This is a genomic window from Hymenobacter profundi, from assembly GCF_019334315.1.
In the GTDB taxonomy this organism is placed as follows: domain Bacteria; phylum Bacteroidota; class Bacteroidia; order Cytophagales; family Hymenobacteraceae; genus Hymenobacter; species Hymenobacter profundi.
The window spans coordinates 13,225-35,189 of sequence record NZ_JAHWGL010000019.1 but is presented as its reverse complement, the minus strand read 5'-3'; the positions used below and the strand labels follow the sequence as shown (position 1 = coordinate 35,189).

15 protein-coding genes are annotated in these 21,965 nt (G+C 59.1%); 5 read left to right on the top strand and 10 right to left on the bottom strand.

Annotation, left to right across the window (positions count from 1 at the left end; all coding sequences use genetic code 11):
• Positions 1-199 precede the first annotated feature (199 nt).
• The 3 genes from KYK14_RS07220 to KYK14_RS07210 are packed head-to-tail and all read left to right on the top strand — an operon-like array spanning position 200 to position 2,891.
• Positions 200-664 (top strand): RidA family protein, encoded by a 465-nt coding sequence (locus KYK14_RS07220; RefSeq protein WP_185283354.1) that lies wholly within the window; start codon positions 200-202, stop codon positions 662-664.
• A gap of 43 nt (positions 665-707) precedes the next feature.
• Positions 708-1,814: a D-TA family PLP-dependent enzyme gene (locus KYK14_RS07215; protein WP_219158107.1), complete on the top strand. Its 1,107-nt coding sequence runs from the start codon at positions 708-710 to the stop codon at positions 1,812-1,814.
• A gap of 3 nt (positions 1,815-1,817) precedes the next feature.
• Positions 1,818-2,891, top strand: a complete 1,074-nt coding sequence (locus tag KYK14_RS07210; RefSeq protein WP_219158105.1) for a dipeptidase — start codon at positions 1,818-1,820, stop codon at positions 2,889-2,891.
• Between the two features lie 61 nt (positions 2,892-2,952).
• Here the strand turns inward: KYK14_RS07210 and KYK14_RS07205 are convergent, their stop codons facing one another.
• A complete protein-coding gene (locus KYK14_RS07205; protein ID WP_219158103.1) occupies positions 2,953-3,957 on the bottom strand; it encodes an endonuclease/exonuclease/phosphatase family protein in 1,005 nt (334 codons plus the stop codon).
• Positions 3,958-4,094: 137 nt separating this feature from the next.
• On the bottom strand, positions 4,095-5,537 hold the full coding sequence (locus KYK14_RS07200) for a M48 family metalloprotease (protein WP_185283350.1): 1,443 nt from the start codon (positions 5,535-5,537) through the stop codon (positions 4,095-4,097).
• Between the two features lie 351 nt (positions 5,538-5,888).
• On the opposite strand from KYK14_RS07200, the gene KYK14_RS07195 reads away from it, so the two are divergent.
• Together KYK14_RS07195 and KYK14_RS07190 are read left to right on the top strand one after the other, a co-directional pair.
• Positions 5,889-7,298 carry a DNA/RNA non-specific endonuclease gene (locus KYK14_RS07195; RefSeq protein WP_246601723.1) on the top strand — a complete coding sequence of 470 codons (1,410 nt, stop codon included), beginning with the start codon at positions 5,889-5,891 and terminating at the stop codon, positions 7,296-7,298.
• Between the two features lie 135 nt (positions 7,299-7,433).
• The gene (locus KYK14_RS07190) at positions 7,434-9,131 is read left to right on the top strand and encodes an ATP-binding protein (RefSeq protein ID WP_185283348.1); all 1,698 of its coding nucleotides are present in this window, start codon (positions 7,434-7,436) and stop codon (positions 9,129-9,131) included.
• 98 nt (positions 9,132-9,229) lie between these two features.
• Here KYK14_RS07190 and bglX read toward each other — a convergent pair whose 3' ends face one another.
• From bglX to KYK14_RS22425, 8 genes are all read right to left on the bottom strand, one after another.
• Positions 9,230-11,548, bottom strand: a complete 2,319-nt coding sequence (gene bglX / locus KYK14_RS07185; protein WP_219158101.1) for a beta-glucosidase BglX — start codon at positions 11,546-11,548, stop codon at positions 9,230-9,232.
• A gap of 109 nt (positions 11,549-11,657) precedes the next feature.
• Positions 11,658-12,455, bottom strand: coding sequence for a carboxylesterase family protein (locus KYK14_RS07180; protein WP_219158099.1), 798 nt, complete (start codon positions 12,453-12,455; stop codon positions 11,658-11,660).
• 170 nt (positions 12,456-12,625) lie between these two features.
• On the bottom strand, positions 12,626-13,987 hold the full coding sequence (locus KYK14_RS07175) for a glucoamylase family protein (RefSeq protein WP_219158097.1): 1,362 nt from the start codon (positions 13,985-13,987) through the stop codon (positions 12,626-12,628).
• A gap of 169 nt (positions 13,988-14,156) precedes the next feature.
• Positions 14,157-15,641 (bottom strand): RagB/SusD family nutrient uptake outer membrane protein, encoded by a 1,485-nt coding sequence (locus KYK14_RS07170; RefSeq protein ID WP_219158095.1) that lies wholly within the window; start codon positions 15,639-15,641, stop codon positions 14,157-14,159.
• Between the two features lie 27 nt (positions 15,642-15,668).
• Complete coding sequence (locus tag KYK14_RS07165; RefSeq protein ID WP_219158093.1) at positions 15,669-18,962, bottom strand: TonB-dependent receptor; 3,294 nt, start codon at positions 18,960-18,962, stop codon at positions 15,669-15,671.
• A gap of 125 nt (positions 18,963-19,087) precedes the next feature.
• The gene (locus KYK14_RS07160) at positions 19,088-20,119 is read right to left on the bottom strand and encodes a FecR family protein (RefSeq protein WP_219158091.1); all 1,032 of its coding nucleotides are present in this window, start codon (positions 20,117-20,119) and stop codon (positions 19,088-19,090) included.
• Between the two features lie 148 nt (positions 20,120-20,267).
• Positions 20,268-20,855 carry an RNA polymerase sigma factor gene (locus KYK14_RS07155; RefSeq protein WP_185283342.1) on the bottom strand — a complete coding sequence of 196 codons (588 nt, stop codon included), beginning with the start codon at positions 20,853-20,855 and terminating at the stop codon, positions 20,268-20,270.
• Positions 20,856-20,999: 144 nt separating this feature from the next.
• Positions 21,000-21,893, bottom strand: a complete 894-nt coding sequence (locus KYK14_RS22425; protein WP_219158089.1) for a nuclease A inhibitor family protein — start codon at positions 21,891-21,893, stop codon at positions 21,000-21,002.
• Positions 21,894-21,965 lie beyond the last annotated feature (72 nt).

Below are 21,965 nucleotides of genomic sequence, written 5' to 3'. Positions count from 1 at the left end.
CTGTTGGTTATCTTATATAACTAGTGAACGGTGTAGAGACGCATATTTGCGTCTCGTCGTTGAACGACATCGGCCATGCGGCGCGGACGGTAAGACGCAAGTATGCGTCTCTACACCGTTCAGGTTGACTCAAACTACCGTCAACCATTCCACTTAAATGCCACTCAAAACTCAACACGTAAAACTCAATCCTTCTACCATGTCCACTCCTTCCGAAAACTTTGCCGCCACGGGACTGAACCTACCTCCCGCCCCTACCCCCCTGGGTGTGTACAAGCCCTACCTCATCGACGGCAAGTACCTCTACGTATCCGGCCACGGCCCGGTGCAGGATGATAAGAGCCTGATTATCGGCCGCATCGGCGACGCCCTGGATATGGAGCAGGGCAAGCTGGCTGCCCGGCAGGTAGGGCTCACCATTCTCTCCACCATCGCTACCCACCTGGGCAGCCTGGATAAGGTGAAGCGCGTGATCAAGGTGCTGGGCATGGTGAATTGCACCTCCGATTTCGAGCGGCATCCCTACATCATCAACGGGTGCAGCGAGCTGTTTGCGCAGGTGTGGGGCCCCGAAAACGGCGTAGGTGTGCGCAGCGCCGTGGGCTTCGGCTCGCTGCCGGATAACATTCCGGTGGAGATTGAAGCGCTGTTTGAGCTGGCGTAATCATCTTACCCCACCCAACTTGCTTCCCCTACCTCTCCCTATTATGCCAGAAGATTGGTTCCGCCTCAACAACCCCGACCAGCTGGATACGCCTACCCTAGTGGTGTACCTGGATAGGGTACAACGCAATCTGGCCCAGCTCACGGCGAGTATTGACGACGTAGCCCGGCTGCGGCCGCACATAAAAACGCATAAGAGTGCGGAAGCCACACGGCTGATGATGTCCGCTGGCATCCACAAATTCAAGTGCGCCACTATTGCCGAAGCCGAGATGCTGGCCGGCTGCCACGCCCCCGATGTGCTGCTGGCCTACCAGCCCGTGGGGCCTAAAGCCCAGCGCTTTCTTCAACTGGTACTACGCTACCCGCACACCCGGTTTTCCTGCTTGGTAGATCAGTACGAAACCGCACGCTACCTCGATGAGCTAGCCGCCGCCAGTGGCGTAACCGTTACAGTTTTTCTGGATTTGAACGTAGGCATGAACCGCTCAGGCATTGCGCCGGCTGCGGCGTTTGCGCTGTACCAGCAGTGCGCCGCCCTACCCCACCTCCACGTGGCCGGGCTGCACGCTTACGACGGCCACATTCACGAACCGGATCTGGCCGAGCGCACGGCGCGCTGTCACGCAGCGTTTGCGCCGGTGGAGGAATTGGTAACGCAATTGCAGTCTTCTGGATTTCATTCCATTGTGGTGGCGGGCGGCACGCCTACCTACCCCATCCACGCGGCGCGGCTGGGGGTGGAATGCAGCCCTGGCACGTTCATCTATTGGGACGGGGGCTACGGGCAGGCATTCGCGGAGCAACCGTTTGAGCCGGCGGCCCTGGTGCTTACGCGAGTGGTGTCGCTGCCTACCCCTACCACTCTGTGCGTGGATTTGGGGCACAAGGCCATTGCCTCGGAAAACACGCTGGACAAGCGCGTGACCTTCCTAAACGCCCCCGAATTGCGGCCCGTTGGGCACAGCGAAGAACACCTCGTGCTGGAAGCTGGCCCCGGACATCCATACCGGGTAGGCGACCTGCTCTACGGCCTGCCCCACCACATTTGCCCCACGGTGGCGCTCTACGAGCAGGCCGTCGTCATTCAACATCACCAACCGGTTGCGACGTGGCAAACCGTCGCGCGCGGCCGGACTCTTACCGTATAGCTTATGCTGATAGTCGATGCGCACCTGGATTTGAGCATGAACGCGCTGGAGTGGAATCGGGACCTGACCCAGCCCGTGGCCGCCCTCAACGCCCGCGAAGCCGGCCTCACCGACAAGCCCGACCGGGGCAACGCCGTGGTGAGCCTGCCCGAGCTGCGCCGGGGCCACATTGGGCTGGTGGTAGCCACCCAAATTGCCCGCTTCGTGGCGCCCGACAACCCGCTGCCCGGCTGGCACTCGCCCGCCCAGGCCTGGGCCCAAACCCAAGGCCAGTTGGCGTGGTACCAAGCCATGGAAGCCGCCGGCGAAATGGTGCAGGTGCACAACCTGTCTACTCTGGAGCAACACCTAACCCTGTGGGCAGACGATAATATGCCCGCCGAAACCAAGCCCATCGGCTACATCTTGAGCCTGGAAGGCGCCGACTCGCTGATAACGGTGGACTATCTGGAACAGGCTCACCGCTCTGGCTTGCGGGCTGTGGGGCCGGCCCACTACGGCCCCGGCCGCTACGCCCAGGGCACCGACGCTACCGGCCACATGGGACCAAACGGCCACGCCTTGCTGCGCGAGATGGAGCGCCTCAACATTATTCTGGATGCCACGCACCTGTGCGACGACAGTTTCTGGGAAGCTCTCGACCACTTCAACGGGCCGGTGTGGGCCAGTCACAACAACTGCCGCGCCCTGGTCAACCACAACCGCCAGTATAGCGACGAGCAACTTAAGGCCCTAATAGCCCGCGGAGCCGTGATTGGCGGCGCCCTGGACGCTTGGATGATGGTACCCGGCTGGGTACGGGGCGAGTCGACGCCGGTAGGTATGGGCTGCAACCTGGCGGTGGTAGTCGACCACCTCGACCACATCTGCCAACTGGCCGGCAACACCCTGCACGTGGGCATCGGCTCCGACCTAGACGGCGCTTTCGGCCGCGAGCAGTGCCCCTACGACCTCGAAACCATTGCCGATCTGCAACGCCTACCCAACTTGCTAGCCAAGCGCGGCTACTCCGATCAGGACATCGAAAATGTGCTGCACGGCAACTGGCTGCGTTTTTTGCGCCGGGCGTGGGCGTAGACAGCACTGGGTAGCAACACCTTTATCCGTTGCGGCGGGGGATAGTGGTGGGCTTCTAAGTTTAGTCTACCAGCACCAATTCCGCATACAGAGGAAAATGGTCGGAGTCGACGCTGGGCAGGCGTTTCAGCTCTACTAGCCGAAATTGTTTGGTGACAAACAGATGGTCGAGGGGCCAGCGGATGGGAAACCAGTGGGCATCGAAGGTGTTGAACAGACCGCGCCCCAGGTTCACGTTATACAGCTCGCCATCGGCCTCAAACATGCGCGTGGTGTGCGACCAGGACACGTCGTTGAAGTCGCCGCACACGAGGGCGGGGCGGGTTTCCTGCTTCACCATGCGGCCTACTTTGCGTAGGGCTACGTCCTTCATGCCCACACTGTTGGGGTAGTTGTCGGGGAAGGGCGGGGTAGGATGCACACCGTAGAACGTAACCACGCGGCCGTTGGGCAGGCGCAGGCCGGTACGGATGGAGGGCACGTTTTTCTGTTGCAGAATTTGCTCCTGTGGGTCTACCAGCGGCAGGCGCGAGTACAGCACCAGGCCGTAGGTATTGTCGCGGGGCAGCTCTAAGCGGTAGGGGTACTGCGGTTGCAGGGGGCGCAGGGCTTGCACCCACCACGTGTCGGTTTCTACGGCCAGCAGCACGTCGGGCTGCACGTCGCGCACCAGCTGGAGCAGCGGCGCGGCCTTGCGGTTTTTCATGTACACGTTGATTTCGAGCAGGCGCAGGCGGCCCGCCGGATTGCTGGCCTGGGCAGGCGTGGCATCGGGCACAGGCCGGGTAGCCAGCGGGGAATACGGCAGTAGCAAATGCGCCTGCAACGCCAGCCCTACCCCCGTGCCTACTAGCAGCAGCAGGCGCGCCGTGCGGTGGCGTTGCCAGCCCAGCAGCACCAGTCCCAGCAACACCAGCGCGTGCAGAATCAAGGTTTGAAACCGAAAAAAATCGAGCACCTGTAGCCACCACACTGATGCGTTGAATAGCGAAAGCAGGGTAACTACCAGGGCCAACGTACCCACCACTGCCAACAGGTAGCCGGCAATCCGTTTAAAAAAATGCATGAAAGAAGAGGTAAAGAAAGAACCGCATCAGGCAAAATTGGTCATCATGCCTTTTCTACGGATATATAAAGCCCCCGGCACGCTGAAACTACCATTTCGGCGTGCCGGGGGCCACTTGGGGCAGGCAGGGTTCGGTCCTACTTGCCTACCACCTTATAGAGCGTGCCCGCGCTGAGCTTATCCGTGGTTTTCATACCGTTCAGAATGGCTAGTTCCTCGTAGCGTTTACTGGGAATACCATTGGCCGCGAAAGCCTGCGCGAGCGTCTGGCCGGCTTTGGCGGTCTTGATGCGGATTTTCTCCGACTGACGGTTCAGCTTACTGGCCTCGGTGAGGCGGGCAAAACCCTGGGCCGTGCGCTGAAAGCTGGGGCCGTAGGTATCGAGCGTGTTGGGCGCGCACAAACCAATGAAGGCATACAATATTTTGCCATCCTGAATCACGTAGGAAAGCGTGCTGGCCGTGATGCTCTGCCGGCCGGTTTGCTGGTCTTGCCCTACCTGGCTCCCTTGGATAGCCACCGCCGGAAAGCCGTTGATGGTGGTGCGCGAAGCCTGCGGCGACTGCAACTTCAGCTGCTCGGCTAGGCTTTGGGCGGCGGCCTCAAGGGTGCCGTTGCCAGCCGTGGTCAGGATTTGCACAGCTTTGCCGTTGGGCTCGGCCATCTGGAACTGCGAAGGCGAGTTCTCCGACTTCCAGCCACTAGGAATCGGGAAGCGGAACTTCAGATCGGGGTGGTAGAACACGCCGCCTTCCACGAAGCCCTGGCGCGGGTCTTCGCCATAAGGCAGCCCTTCAATCAAGCGCAGGTAGGAGTTGCGGTTGACGGTGAGGGCGCGGCTGCCGGTTTGCCGTTTGGCATTGGCTGCCAGTTGCTTCACGGTGGTGTAGCGGTCGGCAGAGTTGGGGTGCGACGACAGGAAATCCGGTACGGCATCGGCCCCGCTGGCGGCCTGCTCGCGTTGCAGGGTCTGAAAGAAATCGGCCATGTTGCTGGCGTCGTAGCCGATTTTGGTGCTGTAGGCCACACCCAGCTTATCGGCCTCGCGCTCATCGTCGCGGCCGTACTTCAGGAACAGCAGCCCTACCCCCTGCGACAACGGCTGGGCAAGCTGCGCTATGCGGCTCGAAAAGATGGACCCCAGTAGCAGTGCCCCCGTGGCCAGAGTAGAGCGCGTTTGCTGCTTCTGGCCGTGCTTGGCCGTGATGTGCCCAATCTCGTGGCCCAGCACCCCGGCAAATTGCGCCTCGTTGTTGAAGTGCGCCATAATGCCGCGGGTGAAGTACACGTTGCCATCAGGCGCAGCAAAGGCGTTGATAACAGGCGAATCGACGATGGTGAAGTTGTAGCCGTAATCGGCGCGGTTGGATACGGCGGCCATCTGCTGCCCTTTCACGTCGATAAACTTCTGCAAGGCTGGATTATTGAGCAGACCGAACTGCGCAATCACCTGCGGATCGGGCTGTTTGGCTTGTTTGGTTTGTTGGGGCGAGCGAAAGGCCGTGGAACCTGCCAGGGGCAGCAGTAAGCCCAGCGCACCGAGGCGGGCATGGCGAGCAAAGAAAGAGACGAGTGACATGGCAAACAGGGAGAGAGGGTAGGAAAACAGAACAATAGCACCGGCTTCGTTAGATGGAAGCACACTGCTATCCTACGCTAGGCGAAAGTTGTACCAATCGTGGCAAAAGTAGGATAACAGCTAGGTATATACGCCATACTGTTCAACTCCCTACTAAGTTGCCTGGCTACTGACAAGGATGCCATATTGACGCAAAAAGTAGTCTGCTGGCTATCTAAAGCCTATTGTCGCAGTCCTGCTTGTCTGTTTCTAAGGCCAGCACACCAGCTAAAGAAAGGAAAGACCATATTTGACAGGTGTAGTACGATGCACTGCTGAGGTAGTCTCCAACTAGCCTAGTACTTTCGTGCTATGGCCCGACTTCTCCTGCTTCTCCCTGTAGCGCTACTTGCCTGCTCCCAGCAATCTGCTGAAACGCGCACGGCGGCCGTGGTGCTCCCTACCCCCGCCCAAACCGCAACTGCCCAGGCAGCCCCGCCCCTCACCGAAACCTTTGAGACGGGTAGCAAAGGCGCCTACGCTACCGCCGATGAGGCCCTACCCTCCGGCTCCTGGCGCTTTGCGGAGGCACTCATTGGCACGTCGGACCAGGACCATAAGGACGGCCAACGCGCTGCGCGCCTGCGCGAAGGCGGCCGGCTGGGCATGAATTTCGACGCGCCTACAGGCGTGCGCACCATCCGCATCAGCAGCGCCAGCTACGGCACCGACCCCGCCAGCACCTGGGAGCTATGGCTGAGCCAGGACGGCGGCCGGCGCTACGCACGGGTAGGCCAGCCAGTACGCACCGCTGGTGCGGGCTTGCTGACAACTACTTTCACAGTACCGCAAGCAGGACCGGTTCGTCTGGAAATCAGGAAGGCAGACACAGGCAAGGGCCGCCTGAATATTGACGACATTGAGCTGCTGAGCAACGGCAGCTCTGCCTCTACGCCCGCTCCTACTTCGCCTACCCCCTCACCTACCCCTACCCCCCAGTCGCCCAGCCCTTCAGCCCCCACTCAAGACCCTAGTTTGCTCCTTGGCAACCCCAGCGGGGCTACGGCCAGCCTGAGCACGCCGAATAATTACCTGCTGGTGAAGCCGCAGTACACGCTAAGCTACAACGCCCAGCGCGGCACGCCTACCTGGGTGAGCTGGCACCTGAGCAAAGCCGAAATGGGCTCAGCTCCGCGTCAGGATGACTTCCGCCCCGACCCCGCCCTACCTCGGCAGTTCTACCAAGTGACGCCGAAAAGCTACTCTGGCTCGGGCTTCGACAAAGGCCACAACTGCCCCTCCGCCGACCGCACTTACACGCTCGACGACAACTCGGCTACTTTCCTGATGACCAACATGATTCCGCAGGCGCCCAACAACAACCAGCGCACGTGGTCGGCACTGGAAGAATATGGGCGCAGCCTGGTGAGGCAGGGCAAGGAAATCTACATCGTGATGGGCAGCTACGGCCGGGGCGGGGTAGGCGCCAACGGCGCCGCCACCACCATCGACCAGGGCCACGTGACGGTACCCAAGCGCGTGTGGAAGGTGCTGGTGGTGCTACCCGAAGGCACTGACGATCTGCGCCGTATCGCGGCCGGGCAGGCCCGCATCATCGCCATCGACACCCCTAACGACAACAGTGTGAGCCCCAACTGGGGCCAGTACCGCGTGAGCGTAGACGCCCTGGAAGCCGCCACGGGGCTGGATCTGCTGAGCGCCCTGCCGGTGGCTGCCCAAACGCGCCTGCAAGTGGGGGTAGATACGGGTTCTACACGGTAAATATTCCGCCTTCTGCGCCAACTCAACACTATGTAACGTAAAACGTGCGGGTTGCTTCGTGTTGGCTGCCTACTTTTGCTTCGTATACTGTTACCAATTTGGCAACCGCTGTACTACACGCAACTTTACAGTCATATGAGTGCAGATATCCTATTTACGGGAGGCGGGGAAATGGGCGAGCGAATCAGAACACTCGATTGGTCCCAAACCAAGCTGGGGCCAGTGGCTGACTGGCCGCAAAGCCTGATTAGCGCCGTGCAGATTATGCTCGGCTCGCGCTTTCCGATGATGGTGCACTGGGGACCGGAGTTGATTCATTTCTACAACGATGGCTACGCCAGCATTCTACAGGGCAAGCACCCTGGCGCGCTGGGCCAGCCGGCGCAGGCTTGGTGGAGCGAAATGTGGCCTTTTCTGACGCCTATCTTCGATCAGGTGTGGGCCGGCAATACCACGCATTTTGAAAACCAGCTGGTACTACCCAACCGGCAGGGATTCGTCGAAGAAACGTACTTCACTTTCAGCCACAGCCCCATTCGTAATGAAAGCGGGCAAGTGGCCGGCATCTTCGTGACGGCCATAGAAACCACTACCACGGTGCTGAACCAGCGACGGTTGGCTATGTTCAGCTCCCTGATGGCCCACGCTGCCCTGGCCACCAAACCCGTAGAAGCCGCTCAGCACTTGGTAGCTTCCCTGGCTACCGACTCGCAGGATATTCCGTTTGCGTTGCTGTATAGCATCGATCAACCGGCTCAGCTGGCCCACCTAACGGGGTGGTTTGGCCTACCCGCCGGCGAGCCCACGGCTCCCAGCACTATCCCTCTCTCCTCCGATCGGTACTGGCCGATGGCCGAAGCGCTGTATTCCCGCCAGCCGGTACTGGTTGCTGATTTGGCTGCCCGCTTCGGAAGTTGGCCGGAGGGCGAATGGGCCGTGGACCCAAGACAGGCCCTTATGCTACCCCTGCGGCTACATGAGGCCGACCAGATAGTAGACAAAATCCTTGTGGTGGGCCTGAGCGCCCGGCGCCCCCTCAATGCCGATTATCAAGGCTTTTTCTCCCTGGTAGCCGATTACGCCGGGCGGGCTCTCAACCACGCCGCAGCCACCTACGAGGCCTACCGCCTTAACCAGGCGCTGCAAGAGGCCAATAACTCCCTGGACACCTTCGTGCACATTGCCGCTCACGACCTGAAAGGACCAGTCAATAATTTGCATAGCCTGCTGGAAGTGTACCACGAGGAGCCCGCTGGCACGGCGCAGGAACATGTGATGTCGCTGCTGAGCAAGGAGGTGCACCGGCTCACGAGCACCGTATCGGGGTTGCTGGAAATCCTGCGCAGCCAGCACACGGTGGCTCCGCCCGCCGAGAAGGTAGAGCTGCAAACGATTTTCAGCCGCGTCTACACCGACCTTATCGGTTATATACAGGCCCAGGATGGAGTCATTACGGCCGATTTCAGCCGGGCGCCGGTGGTGGTATGCCCCCCGGCTTATCTGGAGAGCATTCTCAAGAATCTGCTGCACAACGCCCTCAAGTACCGCGCCCCCGATCGGCCGCCGGTGGTGCACCTGAGCAGCCGCAGCCGCGACAATACCGTGGTACTGACCATAACCGATAACGGCATCGGCATCGACCTCACGCGGGATAAAGAGCGGCTGTTCAGCCCCTTCACTCGCCTCACGGCCGAGGGCGAGGGCGCTGGCCTGGGCCTCTACATGGTTCGCTCCCTGGTGCAGCAGCAAGGCGGCATGCTAGATGCCAGCAGCACGCCCGGCGTGGGCACCACCTTCACGGTGGTGCTGCCCGCTACCCGCATCAACGACTAGGCCTATACAACAAGCGCGCGACAAATACTTGTCGCGCGCTTGTTGTATAGGCCTTTGGGGGTAGTTGCGTCTCTACCTTGGCACGCAGCTCCAGGCTATTATTGCAGCTTGAAGCTGGCCATCTGCACGTCGCGGGAGTTGCCGCCTACCATCACCTGGAAGTCGCCGGGCTCGGCTACGAAGTTCAGGTCGTTGTTGTAGAACTTCAGGGCGTCGGGCGAGAGGCGGAAAGTGAGGGTTTTGCTTTCGCCCTTTTTCAGCATCACTTTCTGGAAGCCTTTCAACTCTTTTACGGGGCGCGAGAGGCTACCTACCATATCGCGGATGTAGAGCTGGGCCACTTCCTCACCGTCATAGTTGCCGGTGTTGCGCACCGTTACCTTCACTTCCAACGGCTGGTTCATGCCTAGCGTGGCAGCACTCAACTCGGGCTTGCCGTACTCGAACTTAGTGTAGCTCAGCCCGAAACCGAAGGGGTAGAGCGGCTCGTTCACCTCGTCCAGGTAGCGCGACTTGTACTTATCGAGCTGCACGCCGCCATAGGGCCGGCCGGTGCTCTTGTGGTTATAGTACAGCGGAATCTGGCCCACGGAGCGCGGAAAGGTCATCGTGATTTTGCCCGAGGGGTTGTAGTTGCCGAACAGCACATCGGCTATGGCGTTACCGGCTTGGGTACCTGCAAACCACGTTTCCAGAATGGCCGAAGCGTTTTCATCTTCCCAGGTCAGCGTGAGCGGCCGGCCATTCATGAGCACCAGCACCAGCGGCTTGCCAGTGGCTTTCAGCGCTTTTAGTAGAGCAAGCTGCTGACCGGGCAGGCCAATATCGGCGCGGCTGGCGGCTTCGCCGGTCATACCCTGGCTTTCGCCCACGGCGGCCACAATCACATCGGCCTGTTGGGCTACCTGCACGGCTTCCTTAATCATCTCCTCCGACGAGCGTTTGTCTAGCTCCAGGTCGCCGCCGTGGTGGTTGAGGCGGTCGAGCATCTGCTGGTCGTCGGCAATGTTGGCACCTTTGGCGTACACGATTTTCACCGCGCTGCCGGCCACATTCTTAATACCCTGCTCCAACGACACGGCTTGTTTCCAGTCGCCGGCGCCGCTCCAGTTGCCAATCATGTCGCGCTGGCTCTGAGCCAACGGGCCAACAAGGGCAATGGTCCCCGACTTCTTCAGGGGTAGGGTTTGGTTGTCGTTCTTCAGCAGCACCATGCTTTTGCGGGCAATATCGCGGGCATCGGCGATGAACTCTTTGTTCATGATGACCTTCTTGGCCCGCTTCTCCGACACGCCGTGGTAAGGGTCTTTGAACAAGCCGAGGCGGTACTTGCCTTCCAGCACGCGGCGGCACGCCAGGTCGATATCGGCTTGCTTCACGAGGCCATTTTTCAGGTCTTCGCCCAAGTGCTTTAGGAACAGTTCCCCTACCATGTCCATATCGGCACCGGCTTTCAGCGAAAGGGCAGCCACCTCTTTCTCGTTGCCCATGCCGTGGGCAACTAGCTCGTTGATGGCTGTGTAGTCGGTGGCCACGAAGCCTTTGAAGCCCCACTGCTGGCGCAGCAGGTCCGTGAGCAGCCAGCGGTTGGCGGTAGCGGGTATCCCGTTCACGTCGTTGAACGACGACATCACAGACCCTACCCCAGCATCGACGGCAGCTTTGTAGGGCGGCAGGTACTCGTTGTACATGCGCACCTTGCTCATGTCGGTGGTGTTGTAGTCGCGGCCGGCTTCGGCGGCGCCATAGAGGGCGAAGTGCTTGAGGCAGGCCATCACGGCGTTTTCCTTGGTGAGGTCGGTGCCCTGGTAGCCGCGCACCATGGCCTCGGCCATGCGCGAGCCAAGGTAGGCGTCTTCACCAGCGCCCTCGGCCACACGGCCCCAGCGCGGGTCACGGGCAATATCGACCATCGGCGAGTATACCCAATGTAGGCCGTCGGCGGAAGCTTCTTCGGCGGCAATGCGGGCGCTACGCTCCACAGCTTGCACATCCCAGCTGGCAGCCAGCCCCAGCGGAATTGGGAAGATGGTGCGGTGCCCGTGAATCACGTCGTACCCGAAGATCAGCGGAATTTTCAGGCGGGTTTGCTTCAGGGCCAACTCTTGCAGCTTGCGGGCCGCAATGGGCGTGTAGGTATTAAATACGCCGCCCACATTGCCCTTCGAGATGTTCTCGTTCACGTTTTGGCTCACCACCGGCCCCGTCACATCAAACCCCACCGACACCAGATTCAGCTGGCCGATCTTCTCTTCCAGCGTCATTTTCTGCATCAGATTATCGATGAACGCCTTCATCTTGGGGTCGTCCTGCATCACTTGGGGGGTAGGCGCTGGCTGTTGCTGCTGGGCGTGCAGCGGCGCCGTGAAGGTGAGGCCCAGCGTGAGCAGCAGGGCAGCGCGGGAAATTTTATTCATGGGTGTTATATGTGGGAAATTTGAGTTTAATGAATCAGTTCGGGAAGGTAACTGCTATGACTATCTCCGTCTTATTCTGAAGCAAGCAGAAACCGCCGTGGCCCCTACCCTACTTGTGTTGGCTGAACAGCCACGGCAGTAGTTCCGGTTCGGCAAAGGCGCTGTCCCAACTGTTGTGGTTTACGCCGGGATACTCGGTGTATTTCACCTGAGCGCCGGCCTGTTGCAGGGCCGCTACCATCTCGCGGGAGTATTTGGGTGCCACCACGTCGTCGGCGCTGCCATGGAAAACCCACAGCGGTAGGCGCTTGGCATAGCGTTTCACCGAAGAAGGCTCACCACCGCCGCAGATGGGAGTGGCCGCCGCAAACAGCTTCGGCTCGCGGTACAGAGCCTCAAACGTGCCCATTCCTCCCATCGACAAGCCCATGATGTACACCCGCTTTTTATCGACGTGCTCCTGGCGGCGCAGCTGCTGCACTAGGTCGAGGGCGGCGCGCAGGGGCCAGTTGGGGCCGTCGGCGTAGCGGAACTGGATATCGAGTGGGTGTTTCGTGCGGTCAATCTGGGTAGCGGCCCAGTAGCTGTTTTCGGGGCACTGCGGAAACACCACAATAGCCGGGAAGCGCTGCCGATTCTCGGGAGTCAGAAACAACTTGCTGCCGTGCGTGAGCTGCTTTTGATTGTTGGAACCCCGTTCCCCGGCCCCGTGCAGCACCAGTATCAGCGGGTACTTTTTGGCGGGGTCGTAGTTTTCGGGATACAGAATGCGGTAGGGCAGCGAGTGGCCGTCTTTGGCGGCGTAGGTGCGAGGCTGGAAACCGGATTCTTGTTGAGCTTGCGCGGTTGTGATACAAGTGAACGTCAGCAGGTAGATGAGCAGGTAGCGAAAGAGGGAATTTTGCATACGTGTAAGCAATCAGGTAACGTGGACTTCATCCCTATCTCCTCGGGGAGCCAACCGCTAGCAGCTAATAGCTATTAGCTGCTAGCGGTTGGCTCTTGTTCAACAAAAAGCTAATAGCTCCGGTATTGGCTCCTTGAGGAGATAGGGCTGGGGGCTGATGTAAATCGTTGCTATTTCTTCAATTGCGGGCTTTCGAGGCCTAGCTTTTTCAGACCCTTCTGCACGTCGGGGCTGCTCATGAAGAGTTTCCAGAGCAAGCCGGTGCGGTGGTTCTCAATCATGCCCACAATAGGGCCTTGGTCGATGGCGAGGTAGGACTTGGCCTGCCAGTTGTGTTCCTCGCTGAAAGCGTCCACAAAGCCATACTCGCCCCAGATTTTGTCGCCCAGGTCGTTGTAGAAGTGCTTCAACGCCCGCATCGACTCCTTAGGCGCGTAGGGCATGGCCGACAGCGCGGCAGTAGGCGAAATCACGCCCAAATCCTCCGTAGGCGAGTGCGCAGCGTAGCCTTTGTAGCTGTCGGAGGCGGTGAGGCCCCAGGTGTCTTTGCCGTAGCCTTTGTACTTCTTGGGGTTCTGCACGCAGTAGTCGTAGTTGATGCGCGTGTGGGCCTGGTTCTGCTGCCAGTAGTCGGCGTACTGGTCTTTGAGGCCGCGCGGGTCGATGCCCAGGAAGGAGTAGTGCGAGAAGAACAGTGGTCCGCCGTAGTCGAAGCCCAGCGGCAGAGTAGTACCCAGATATTTCTTGCCGTTTTTGAAGGCGTTGCCAGTGGCCCAGCCTTCGTCGTACACCTTCTTATCAATGCTGTAGCGCGGGGAGGCCGCCGCTAGCACGTAGGTCACGAAGCACTCGTTCCAGCCATGAATCTGGTGATTCATACTCCAGTCGTTGTTGGGGCTCCAGTGCCAGTATAGTACGTTTTGGTTTTGGGTGTACCAGCTCCACTCCACGCCTTCCCACATCCACAGAATCTTGTTGCGCAGGTTGTTTTCCGTAGGCGTATCCTTGGTGAAATACTGGCGGGCACAGATCAGCCCTTCGAACAGGAAAGAGGTTTCCACCAGGTCGCCGCCGTCGTCTTTGGGGCTGAAGCGGATAGTTTTGCCCGTTTCACCGTTCAGCCAGTGCGGAAACGCGCCGTGAAACATATCGGCCTTCCACAGAAAGTTGACGATCTTCCCTACCCGTTCAGCCGCCTGTTCCCGCGTAATCCACTTGCGCTCGGCCGCCACGATAATGGCCATGATACCGAAGCCCGTGCCGCCGGTCGTCACCACTTCGTCGCCGTAGTCGAAGCTCACGTTGCTGCGTTCCCGGGCCATGCCCGATACCGGGTGGCCGAAGTCCCAGAAGTACTTGAACGTCTGGCGTTGCACCTCGTCCAGCAATTGCTCGTCGGAAAGGTTTTTCTGGCGCGGGGCGGTGTAGGTGAGTTTGGCGGCCGGGGCAGTCGTTTGAGCGTGGCTAGCCAAGGGTAGCAGACTAGCGCCTGCCACACCAGCCGCCAGTAGGTAGGCAAAAGAAGTGTTCATAAGAGAAGGTGTAGGGTAGGAAAAGCGCGGATTTAAAAATAAACAGAACGTCGTGCTGAGCTTGTCGAAGCATCTCTACCGCTTCGTTAGGTAGTATTCAACGAAGCGGTAGAGATGCTTCGACAAGCTCAGCACGACGTTCTGTTTTTTATCTACTTAAACCGACAGATTAGTAGCCTGGGTTTTGGGTAATCAATCCGCCACTGATGTCGATGCGGTTTTGTGGAATGGGGAACACCTCGTTTTTACCGTCCACGAAGTTTTTGCCCACGGCCCGCAGTACGGTACCGGCGCGGCCCTGGCGCACCAGGTCCCAGAAACGGTCGTGCTCCATGGCTAGCTCCACGCGCCGCTCGCGCCAAATGGCTTGACGCAGAGCAGTTGGTTCGGTGGTCGTTACGTCGGGTAGCACGGTGGTGCTGGTGCCACGGGCACGCTTGCGCACCAGGTTCAGATCAGTCAGCGCCTTGGCCGAGTTACCCTGCTGGTTGGCAGCTTCGGCATTCATCAGCAGCACATCAGCGTAGCGCAGAATGCGGATGTTCTTGCCCGAATCGCCCATGCCGTTGGGCGAGCGGGGGTCGGTGGCGCGCACGTAGGCCTTCTGGTTGTAGCGGGGGTTGTCCACCACCGTTGGGATGGTGATACCGTCGCCCAGGTTTTCGCCAGCGTAGATGATGGTAGCCTGGCGGCGCGGGTCGCCGTTTTCGTAGGCGTTGTTCAGGTTTTCGGAGGGCACGTTGAAGCCCCAACCACCCGTTGGGATGGGTGCGCGTGGGCTCTGCACCTCGGCGTACTGCGAGCCACCACCGCCTTGCGGCAGGGTAGCGCACTGCACCTCAAAGATGGACTCGCTGGAGTTTTCGCCTTCCAGGTTAAACAGCAACGCGTAGTTGTTGTAGAGGCTGTACTCGCCTGAGGCAATTACAGCGTCGGTAAGGGAAAGCACCTGGCCCCAGTTTCCCTGGTACATATACACCTTGGCGAGCATACCTTGGGCAGCTCCCTTTGTGATGCGGCCTAGGTCGGCGGCGGGGTAAGCAGAGCGTACGGGTAGGGCTTCAATAGCCGCGTTCAGGTCGGCAATGATGAAGTCATACGTCTGCTCGCGGGTGGCGCGGGGCTTAGATGAATTGCTACCGTCGCGGGGTGGCAGCTCGTCGATGATGGGTACGCCGCCGTAGGTACGCACCAGATTGAAGTAGAAATAACCACGCAGGAAGCGGGCTTCTGCAATCAGGCGAGCCTTTAGAGCGTCGTCCATCTGGATGTCGGGCACGCGCAGAATTACTTGGTTGGCGCGGGCAATGCCCAGGTAGTGACCCTGCCAGAAACCATCGAGCAGACCGTTGGCGGCAGTGGCCGTGAAGTTGTCCAGCTCGCCCATGGCGGGCGCGTCGCCGGGGGTACTGCCCTTGTCGGCATCATCGGAAGCCACGTTGGCAATTCCGATAAAGGAAAAGGTATGTACCGAGAAGTCGCGCAGCTGATTGTAAACAGCGTTGGTGGCCTGCACGGCGCCATCGGAGGTAGCAAAGAAGTTTTCGCTCAACTCCTCGCCCAAAGGCTGGGTGTCCAGAAAATCCTGGCAGCTGCTAACGGCCATGCTCAACGAGAGGCTAGCCAGGGCAATGATATAGTGTTTCGCTTTCATGATGCGATGTGCTTATCAGGTTCTGAATTACAGAGAAATGTTTACCCCGGCGTTGTAAGAGCGCGTCACGGGCACCACGTTCAGCTCGATGCCGCGGCCGGCATCGTTGCCGCCTACCTCTGGCGAGAAGCCCGAGTAGTTGGTGAAGGTGAAGGGGTTGAGCGCGTTAACGTAGAAGCGGATGCTGCCTACCCCAAACGACTCAGTAAGAGCGCGCGGGATGGTGTAGCCCAGCTGAATGGTACGGAAGCGCAGGAACGCACCCGACTCAAGGAAGTAGCTGGAAACCTGCGGAATAACGTTCGACACACGCGGCTCGGTGGTAGAGGGGTTGGTGGGCGTCCAACGATCCAGGCGCGAGGCCTCGAAGTTTTCGTTGGTGAAGCGCACGGCCTTCTTACCGTTGTAGATTTTGTTGCCCGATACACCTTGCAGGTCCACAGCAATATCGAAGCCTTTGTAGGCGGCGTTGGTGTTCAGGGCGTAGGTCAGGTTCGGGATGGGCGAGCCCAGGCTCACGCGGTCGTTTTGGTCAATCACGCCGTCGTTGTTTACGTCGCGGAAGCGCAGCTCACCGGGAGCTTTGCCGCCAGGCTGGTTGGGCGCGGCTGCTACCTCGTCGGCGGTCTGGAAAATACCTATCACATCGAAGCCGTAAAACTCACCGATAGAAGTGTTCACGCCGCTGCGCGTTACCACGTTGCCGTTGCCCAGGCTACCCCCAATGATGGGCTGGCCGCCGTTGCCCAACGACACAATGTTGTTGCGCAGGGTAGAGAGGTTGGCGTTCACGCCGTAAGTGAATTCTTCCTTCACATCGCCACGCCAGCCCAGCGTAAACTCGAAGCCTTTGTTGTCGACGGTACCAATGTTGCGGTACAGCGCCCCTACGGCTACCGGCACCTGCGTCACCAAGTCGTTGGTGCGACGGTCGAAGTAGTCAGCCTCGAAGGTCAGGCGGTTGTTGAGGAAAGCGGTTTCAAAACCAATGTCCAGCTGGTTGATCTTCTCCCAGCGAATCTGCGACACGGTGGGGTTGGTTTCGGTTTTGCCAATGTTCAGCGACTCGCCGGGGCCGAAGATGGCGTTCAGGTTGTTGTTGATGCGGGCGTAGTACTGGTAGCTGGGCACGTTCACGTTGCCCACTACCCCGTAGCTGGCGCGCAGCTTCAGGTTGTCAAATACGTTGAGGTCTTTGATGAAGTCTTCCTCCGACAAACGCCAGCCGGCGCCAATAGCGGGGAAGTAGCCCCACCGGTCGCCCTGCGAGAAGCGCGAGGAGCCGTCGGCACGGAAGGTAGCCGTCAGCAGGTAGCGGTCCTTAAACGCGTAGTTGGCGCGGGCCAGGCCCGACTGAAACGCGTACTCACTAGCCGAGTTGTTGGCGATGTTGCCCTGGGCGTTGCCCACGTTCAGGTACCACAGGTCGTCGTCGTAGCCGGGCACGTCGTTGCGCTGGCCGAAGAGACTTTCGTTTTGGTCGCGCTGCATGGTGTAGCCAGCCAGCAAGGTCAGGCGGTGGTCATCGCCAAACTGCGTATCATAGGTCAGCGTGTTTTCCCACAGCCAGGTAGAGTTGGTGTTGGTCCGGCGGCCCAGGCGGCTACGGTCGTTGCGCTGGTTCTGCGACACGAAGTAGACAGGGGCATACACGCGGTTTTCGGTGTAGCCCAGATCGGTACCGAAGCTGGTGCGGAAGGTCAGGTTTTTCAGCAGGTTGGCTTCGCCGAACACGTTGCCAATCAAGCGGCCACCTTTGTTGCGCTCATTGTTATAAGCCAACTGCGCTACCGGGTTGGCCACGTTCTGGTTCAGCGAGTAGCTGTAGTTGCCAGTAGTGGGGTTGAACACCTGCTGGGCGGGGTCGGCGTTATAGGCATTGCCGAACACCGAGCCAGGCGTGATATTCTCCTGAATGCGGCTGATGGCCACGTTGGCGCCTACCCGCACTCGGTCGGTGAGCTTGTACTCGTTGTTGACGCGGAAGTTGATGCGCTCAAAATCCTGGCCTTTCACGATGCCCTGCTGCTTGTTGTAGCCGCCGCTGATGCTGTACGTTGACTTCTCCGAGCCGCCCGAAGCGCTCAGTTGGTAATCCTGAATAACGCCCTTGCGCAGAACCTGATCAAACCAGTTCACACCGTTACCATAGTCGTAGCCGGGGCCACGGAAGAGGTTGGTAGCGTTGGGGGTAGTGTTCAGAATGGCTTCGTTCAGCAGCGTTTGATACTCGCTGGCATTGGCCATGTCCACGCGCCTGGCAATTTCCTGGTAGCCCGCGTAGGCGTTCAGCGAAATGCGCGCCTTACCCGACTTGCCTTTTTTGGTAGTCACGATAATCACGCCGTTGGCGCCACGCACACCATAAATAGCCAGCGAAGAGGCGTCCTTCAATACTTCAATCGATGCAATATCGTAGGGGCTCAGGAACTGGATGTTGTTGGTGAACATACCATCTACCACAAACAGCGGCTGGTTGGCGGCGTTGTTGTCGTCGCCGGCCGTGCGCACCGACGTCACACCCCGGATCCGAATATTCGGTGCGGCACCAGGAGCACCTGAGGTGGAAGTGATGTTTACGCCGGCAATCTTGCCTTGCAGGGCCTGCTCGGCGTTGGCTACCGGGCGGTTGGCAATTTCCTCGGCCTTCACCGAGCCAATGGCGCCCGTCACGTCGGCTTTGCGCTGCGTGCCGTAGCCTACTACTACTACCTCATTCAGCGTCTTGGTATCGGCACCCATGGTGATGTTGATGGCCGTGCGACCATCTACGGGCACCTCCTGGGTGTTGTAGCCAATAAAAGAGAAAGTGAGGATAGCGTTGTCGGGTACCGTGAGGGAGTAGTTGCCCTCCACGTCGGTCTGGGTGCCGTTGGCGGTGCCTTTCACTACCACGTTCACGCCGGGTAGGCCACCACCCTTTTCGTCTAGCACGCGGCCGGTTATGGTGATGTCGGCTTGGGCGGGCTGCAATACAATACCGTTGTCCACCACTTCGTACTTCACCGCCACCGGTGACAAAATCGTGCGTAGTACCTCTACCAGCGGCTGGTTTACAGCTTTTACCGACACCCGCCGGGTTGCCTTAATCACCTGCGGGCTGTACATGAAGTGCGTGTTGGTCTGCGCTTCCAGCTCCCCGAGCAGGTCTTTAACGGTTTCGTTGTTTGCCTGCACCGTTACGGGTTGGTTCAGGATTTCCTGGGCTAGCGCTGGCCGGCCCCAGGCAATGCTAGTGCAAAGCATCAGGCCAAACAGTTGCAACAGCAGCACGCTCTTGAAGCGTTTGCCCAGCGGTGGGATTTGTAGAAGAGGACTCATACAGCTTGTTAGGGTTGGTGAGAAGGTTTGGGAATTAAGCGAAGCAGTAAAAAGAGTTAAACACAGTCGCAATCGTTTGCGGAAAGTTCGAAGAGAAGAGGCAACTAAAAGGAGTTGGAAATGTGTCAGGATTTGCAGCCCTGGCTATACAGCTGCACGTGCGCATCTACCGACTTATAGGTAGCGCCTAGGGTCTTACACAACAGACCTAAGTTACTGAATAACTGATCTTTTTGCAGCACAACGCTTACGGTGCAGTGTGCCAATGCCACCTTGTCGTAGAGAATTTCTACCCCGTAGGCTTGTTCCAGGGTGGCAATCACGTCGGCTACGGGCTGGTCGTCGAAGGAGAAGGTAGAGGGCGGGGTGAGCAAGGCAGGCTGGGCTACCAGATCCTTATGCAACTCGTGCGCAGCGGGCGAATACACTACCTGCTGGTTGGGGAGCAACTCCACAGCAGTGGGTACCACCGCCACGGTGGCTGCCGCCAGCTTGCGGGGCTGCACACGTACTTTGCCGCGCAAGACCTGCACCCGCGTGTTGGGTTGGCCAGCGTAGGCTTGCACCGTGAAGCTCGTACCCAGCACCGTAGTCAGCATTTGCTCGGTATATACCTCAAACGGCTGTTGTGAATTGTGAAACACGTCAAACGTAGCTTCACCTGATAGAAATACCTGCCGGCGAGCCGCCACAAAACGGCGTGGGTAGCGCAGACGGCTATGGGGTGCCAGCACCACCGTGCTGCCATCGGGTAGGGTGAGCCGGCCGGGCTCGGTGCGTATGGTCCATTCCATTTGAGCGGTGGCCACTCCCGGCACAGCGGGCTCTATCCAGGAGTTGGGTAGCTGCTGTAGTGCCGCTAGGCCAAGCCCTAGGGCCAAAGCCGCTGCGGCGGCCCAGCGGGTAGGTGTGCGCACGTACCACGGTTTGGGGGCAGCAGTTAGCGGGATAACCGGCGTTTCCAGGCCGGTTTGTTGGGCAATGCGTGCCCACAGTGCGCTTTGCAATGCTTCCCGCTCCTGCACGGTCAGGGGGGTGCTAGTGGGTACGTGTTGTTCCAGGGTAGCGTACCATTGCTCTACTTCGCGCTGCTCTGCGGGCGTGCATTCGCCACGCTGGTACCGCTGCAATAAGGTTTGAAAGTACGCGTCTGGCATAAGAGAAGCCTTGGTTTGCTCGTATAGTCGAACAACCGCGCTTTTACCCTAGTGCAGTCATAAAAAAACCTGCTGCTCAGACACGCACTAGGCCACTAATCACCCATTAACTAATTGACTATCAATATAAAATATTCAATAAAAATTTTTACTTTATCAACCAGAAAAAAAGCAACAATGTCAAAAAATCTTTCAACCGTACACGCAATAGCTTCAGGGCGCGCGTGAGATGATACTCCACCGTTTTGGGCGATAAGTGCAATTGATCGGCAATTTCCGCTACGCTCTGGTGCTCCAACCGGCTCAGCCGAAATACTTCCCGCGTCGACTCGGGCAGCTGGGTGATGCTTTCTGCCAGGGCCACCGACAGGTCATCGGCCGCCACTACCTCCTCAGTGCTTCGGTCCAACGCTAGCGGCTGTGCCTGCCGGTAGCTCAGGTAGCCCGCGTGGGTGGTGCGCACCCGCAGGTAGTCGATAATCCGGTATTGCAGGGCTTTGTTCAGGTAGTGGGGTAGCTTTTCAATCTGGCTACTGGCGCGCTTTTGCCAGAGCGCCGTAAACAGGTCCTGCACCAGCTCTTCGGCGGCCTCGCGCGAGCCCAACTTGCGTTGCGCGGTGCTAAACAGCTGCCACCAATACCGCTCGTAAATCTCCGCGAAAGCCCGCGCATCACCGTCGCTCAGCGCCTGTACCAGGGCTGCGTCGTCGGATATAGCGTGCGATTTTGGAGTCATAAGCTATTGAAAACGGAGAAGCGAATGTACGGTAAGTAGCAGATTCACAGCGCGTATCTATCGATTAATCATTTGTATTTATCTCTATAACAGCACAACCATAAAAAGTATACCCGCGCCGGGTGCCGGCGCGGGCTTGTGCTTTTAGGTTTCGCTGAGTTGCGTTTTAAAGCCCATCAGTTGTCCATTGGCTGTCTTGCCCAACACATACACCGGTATCTGAGGGCCCTCGCCGATGCGGTATACCTGCGTATCGTCCAGCTCCTGTTTCAAGAACATCTGCAACGCTTTGAAACGGTTGGCGGCCTCAACGGAGCCTTGGGGACCTTTATCGGCCGTTTGCTGGCGCAGAAATACCGTTAGCTCTTGCGTCTGCACAGGCTCTTCAGATGGTGCGCCTACCAGTTCGCGCACGGTTTCCGGAGTCAGCTCGGCCTGGGGCGCGGGGTAACGCACGGCTTCCAAGGGCGCTTCGGTTTCGGCTACGTAGCGTAGGCCCTGTGTGAGTTGGCGCAACTGCGCGAAGGGGCCATCGTTATCGGAAGCAGGAGCCGCCGCAGCAACGTTGCTGCCCACAGTTTCGCGCTCGGCCTTGCTTTCCAAAGGCGGGGTGTCCGCTGACCCTACCCCACCGGTATCGGTGGCAGGCACTTGGGCGGCAATGGCCGCCGCCAACTCCTGCATGCGCTCCTCGGGTACTTTAATTTTGGGGTTGGCGAAGTTCATGTCCGCCACGTGGTTCATCGGAATCAGGTGGATGTGCGCGTGGGGCACTTCCAGGCCAATCACGGCTACCCCGATGCGCTTGCACGGCACGGCGGCCCGCACGCCTTTCGCCACGCGCTGGGCAAACAGGTTGAGCGCCGCCAACTCCTGCGGGGGCAGGTCGAAAATGTAGTCGGTTTCCTTTTTCGGAATCACCAGCGTGTGGCCTTCCACCAGGGGCGTGATGTCGAGAAAAGCCAGGTGCGCGTCGTCCTCGGCTACTTTATAGGCCGGTAGCTCGCCGGCTACGATACGGGAGAAAATAGAAGGCATGTGGTAGGGGCGCCTTGCAGGCGTCCGTGGTTAGGTAGAACGATGAGTGAGTATATAAATACGAAAAGGGAA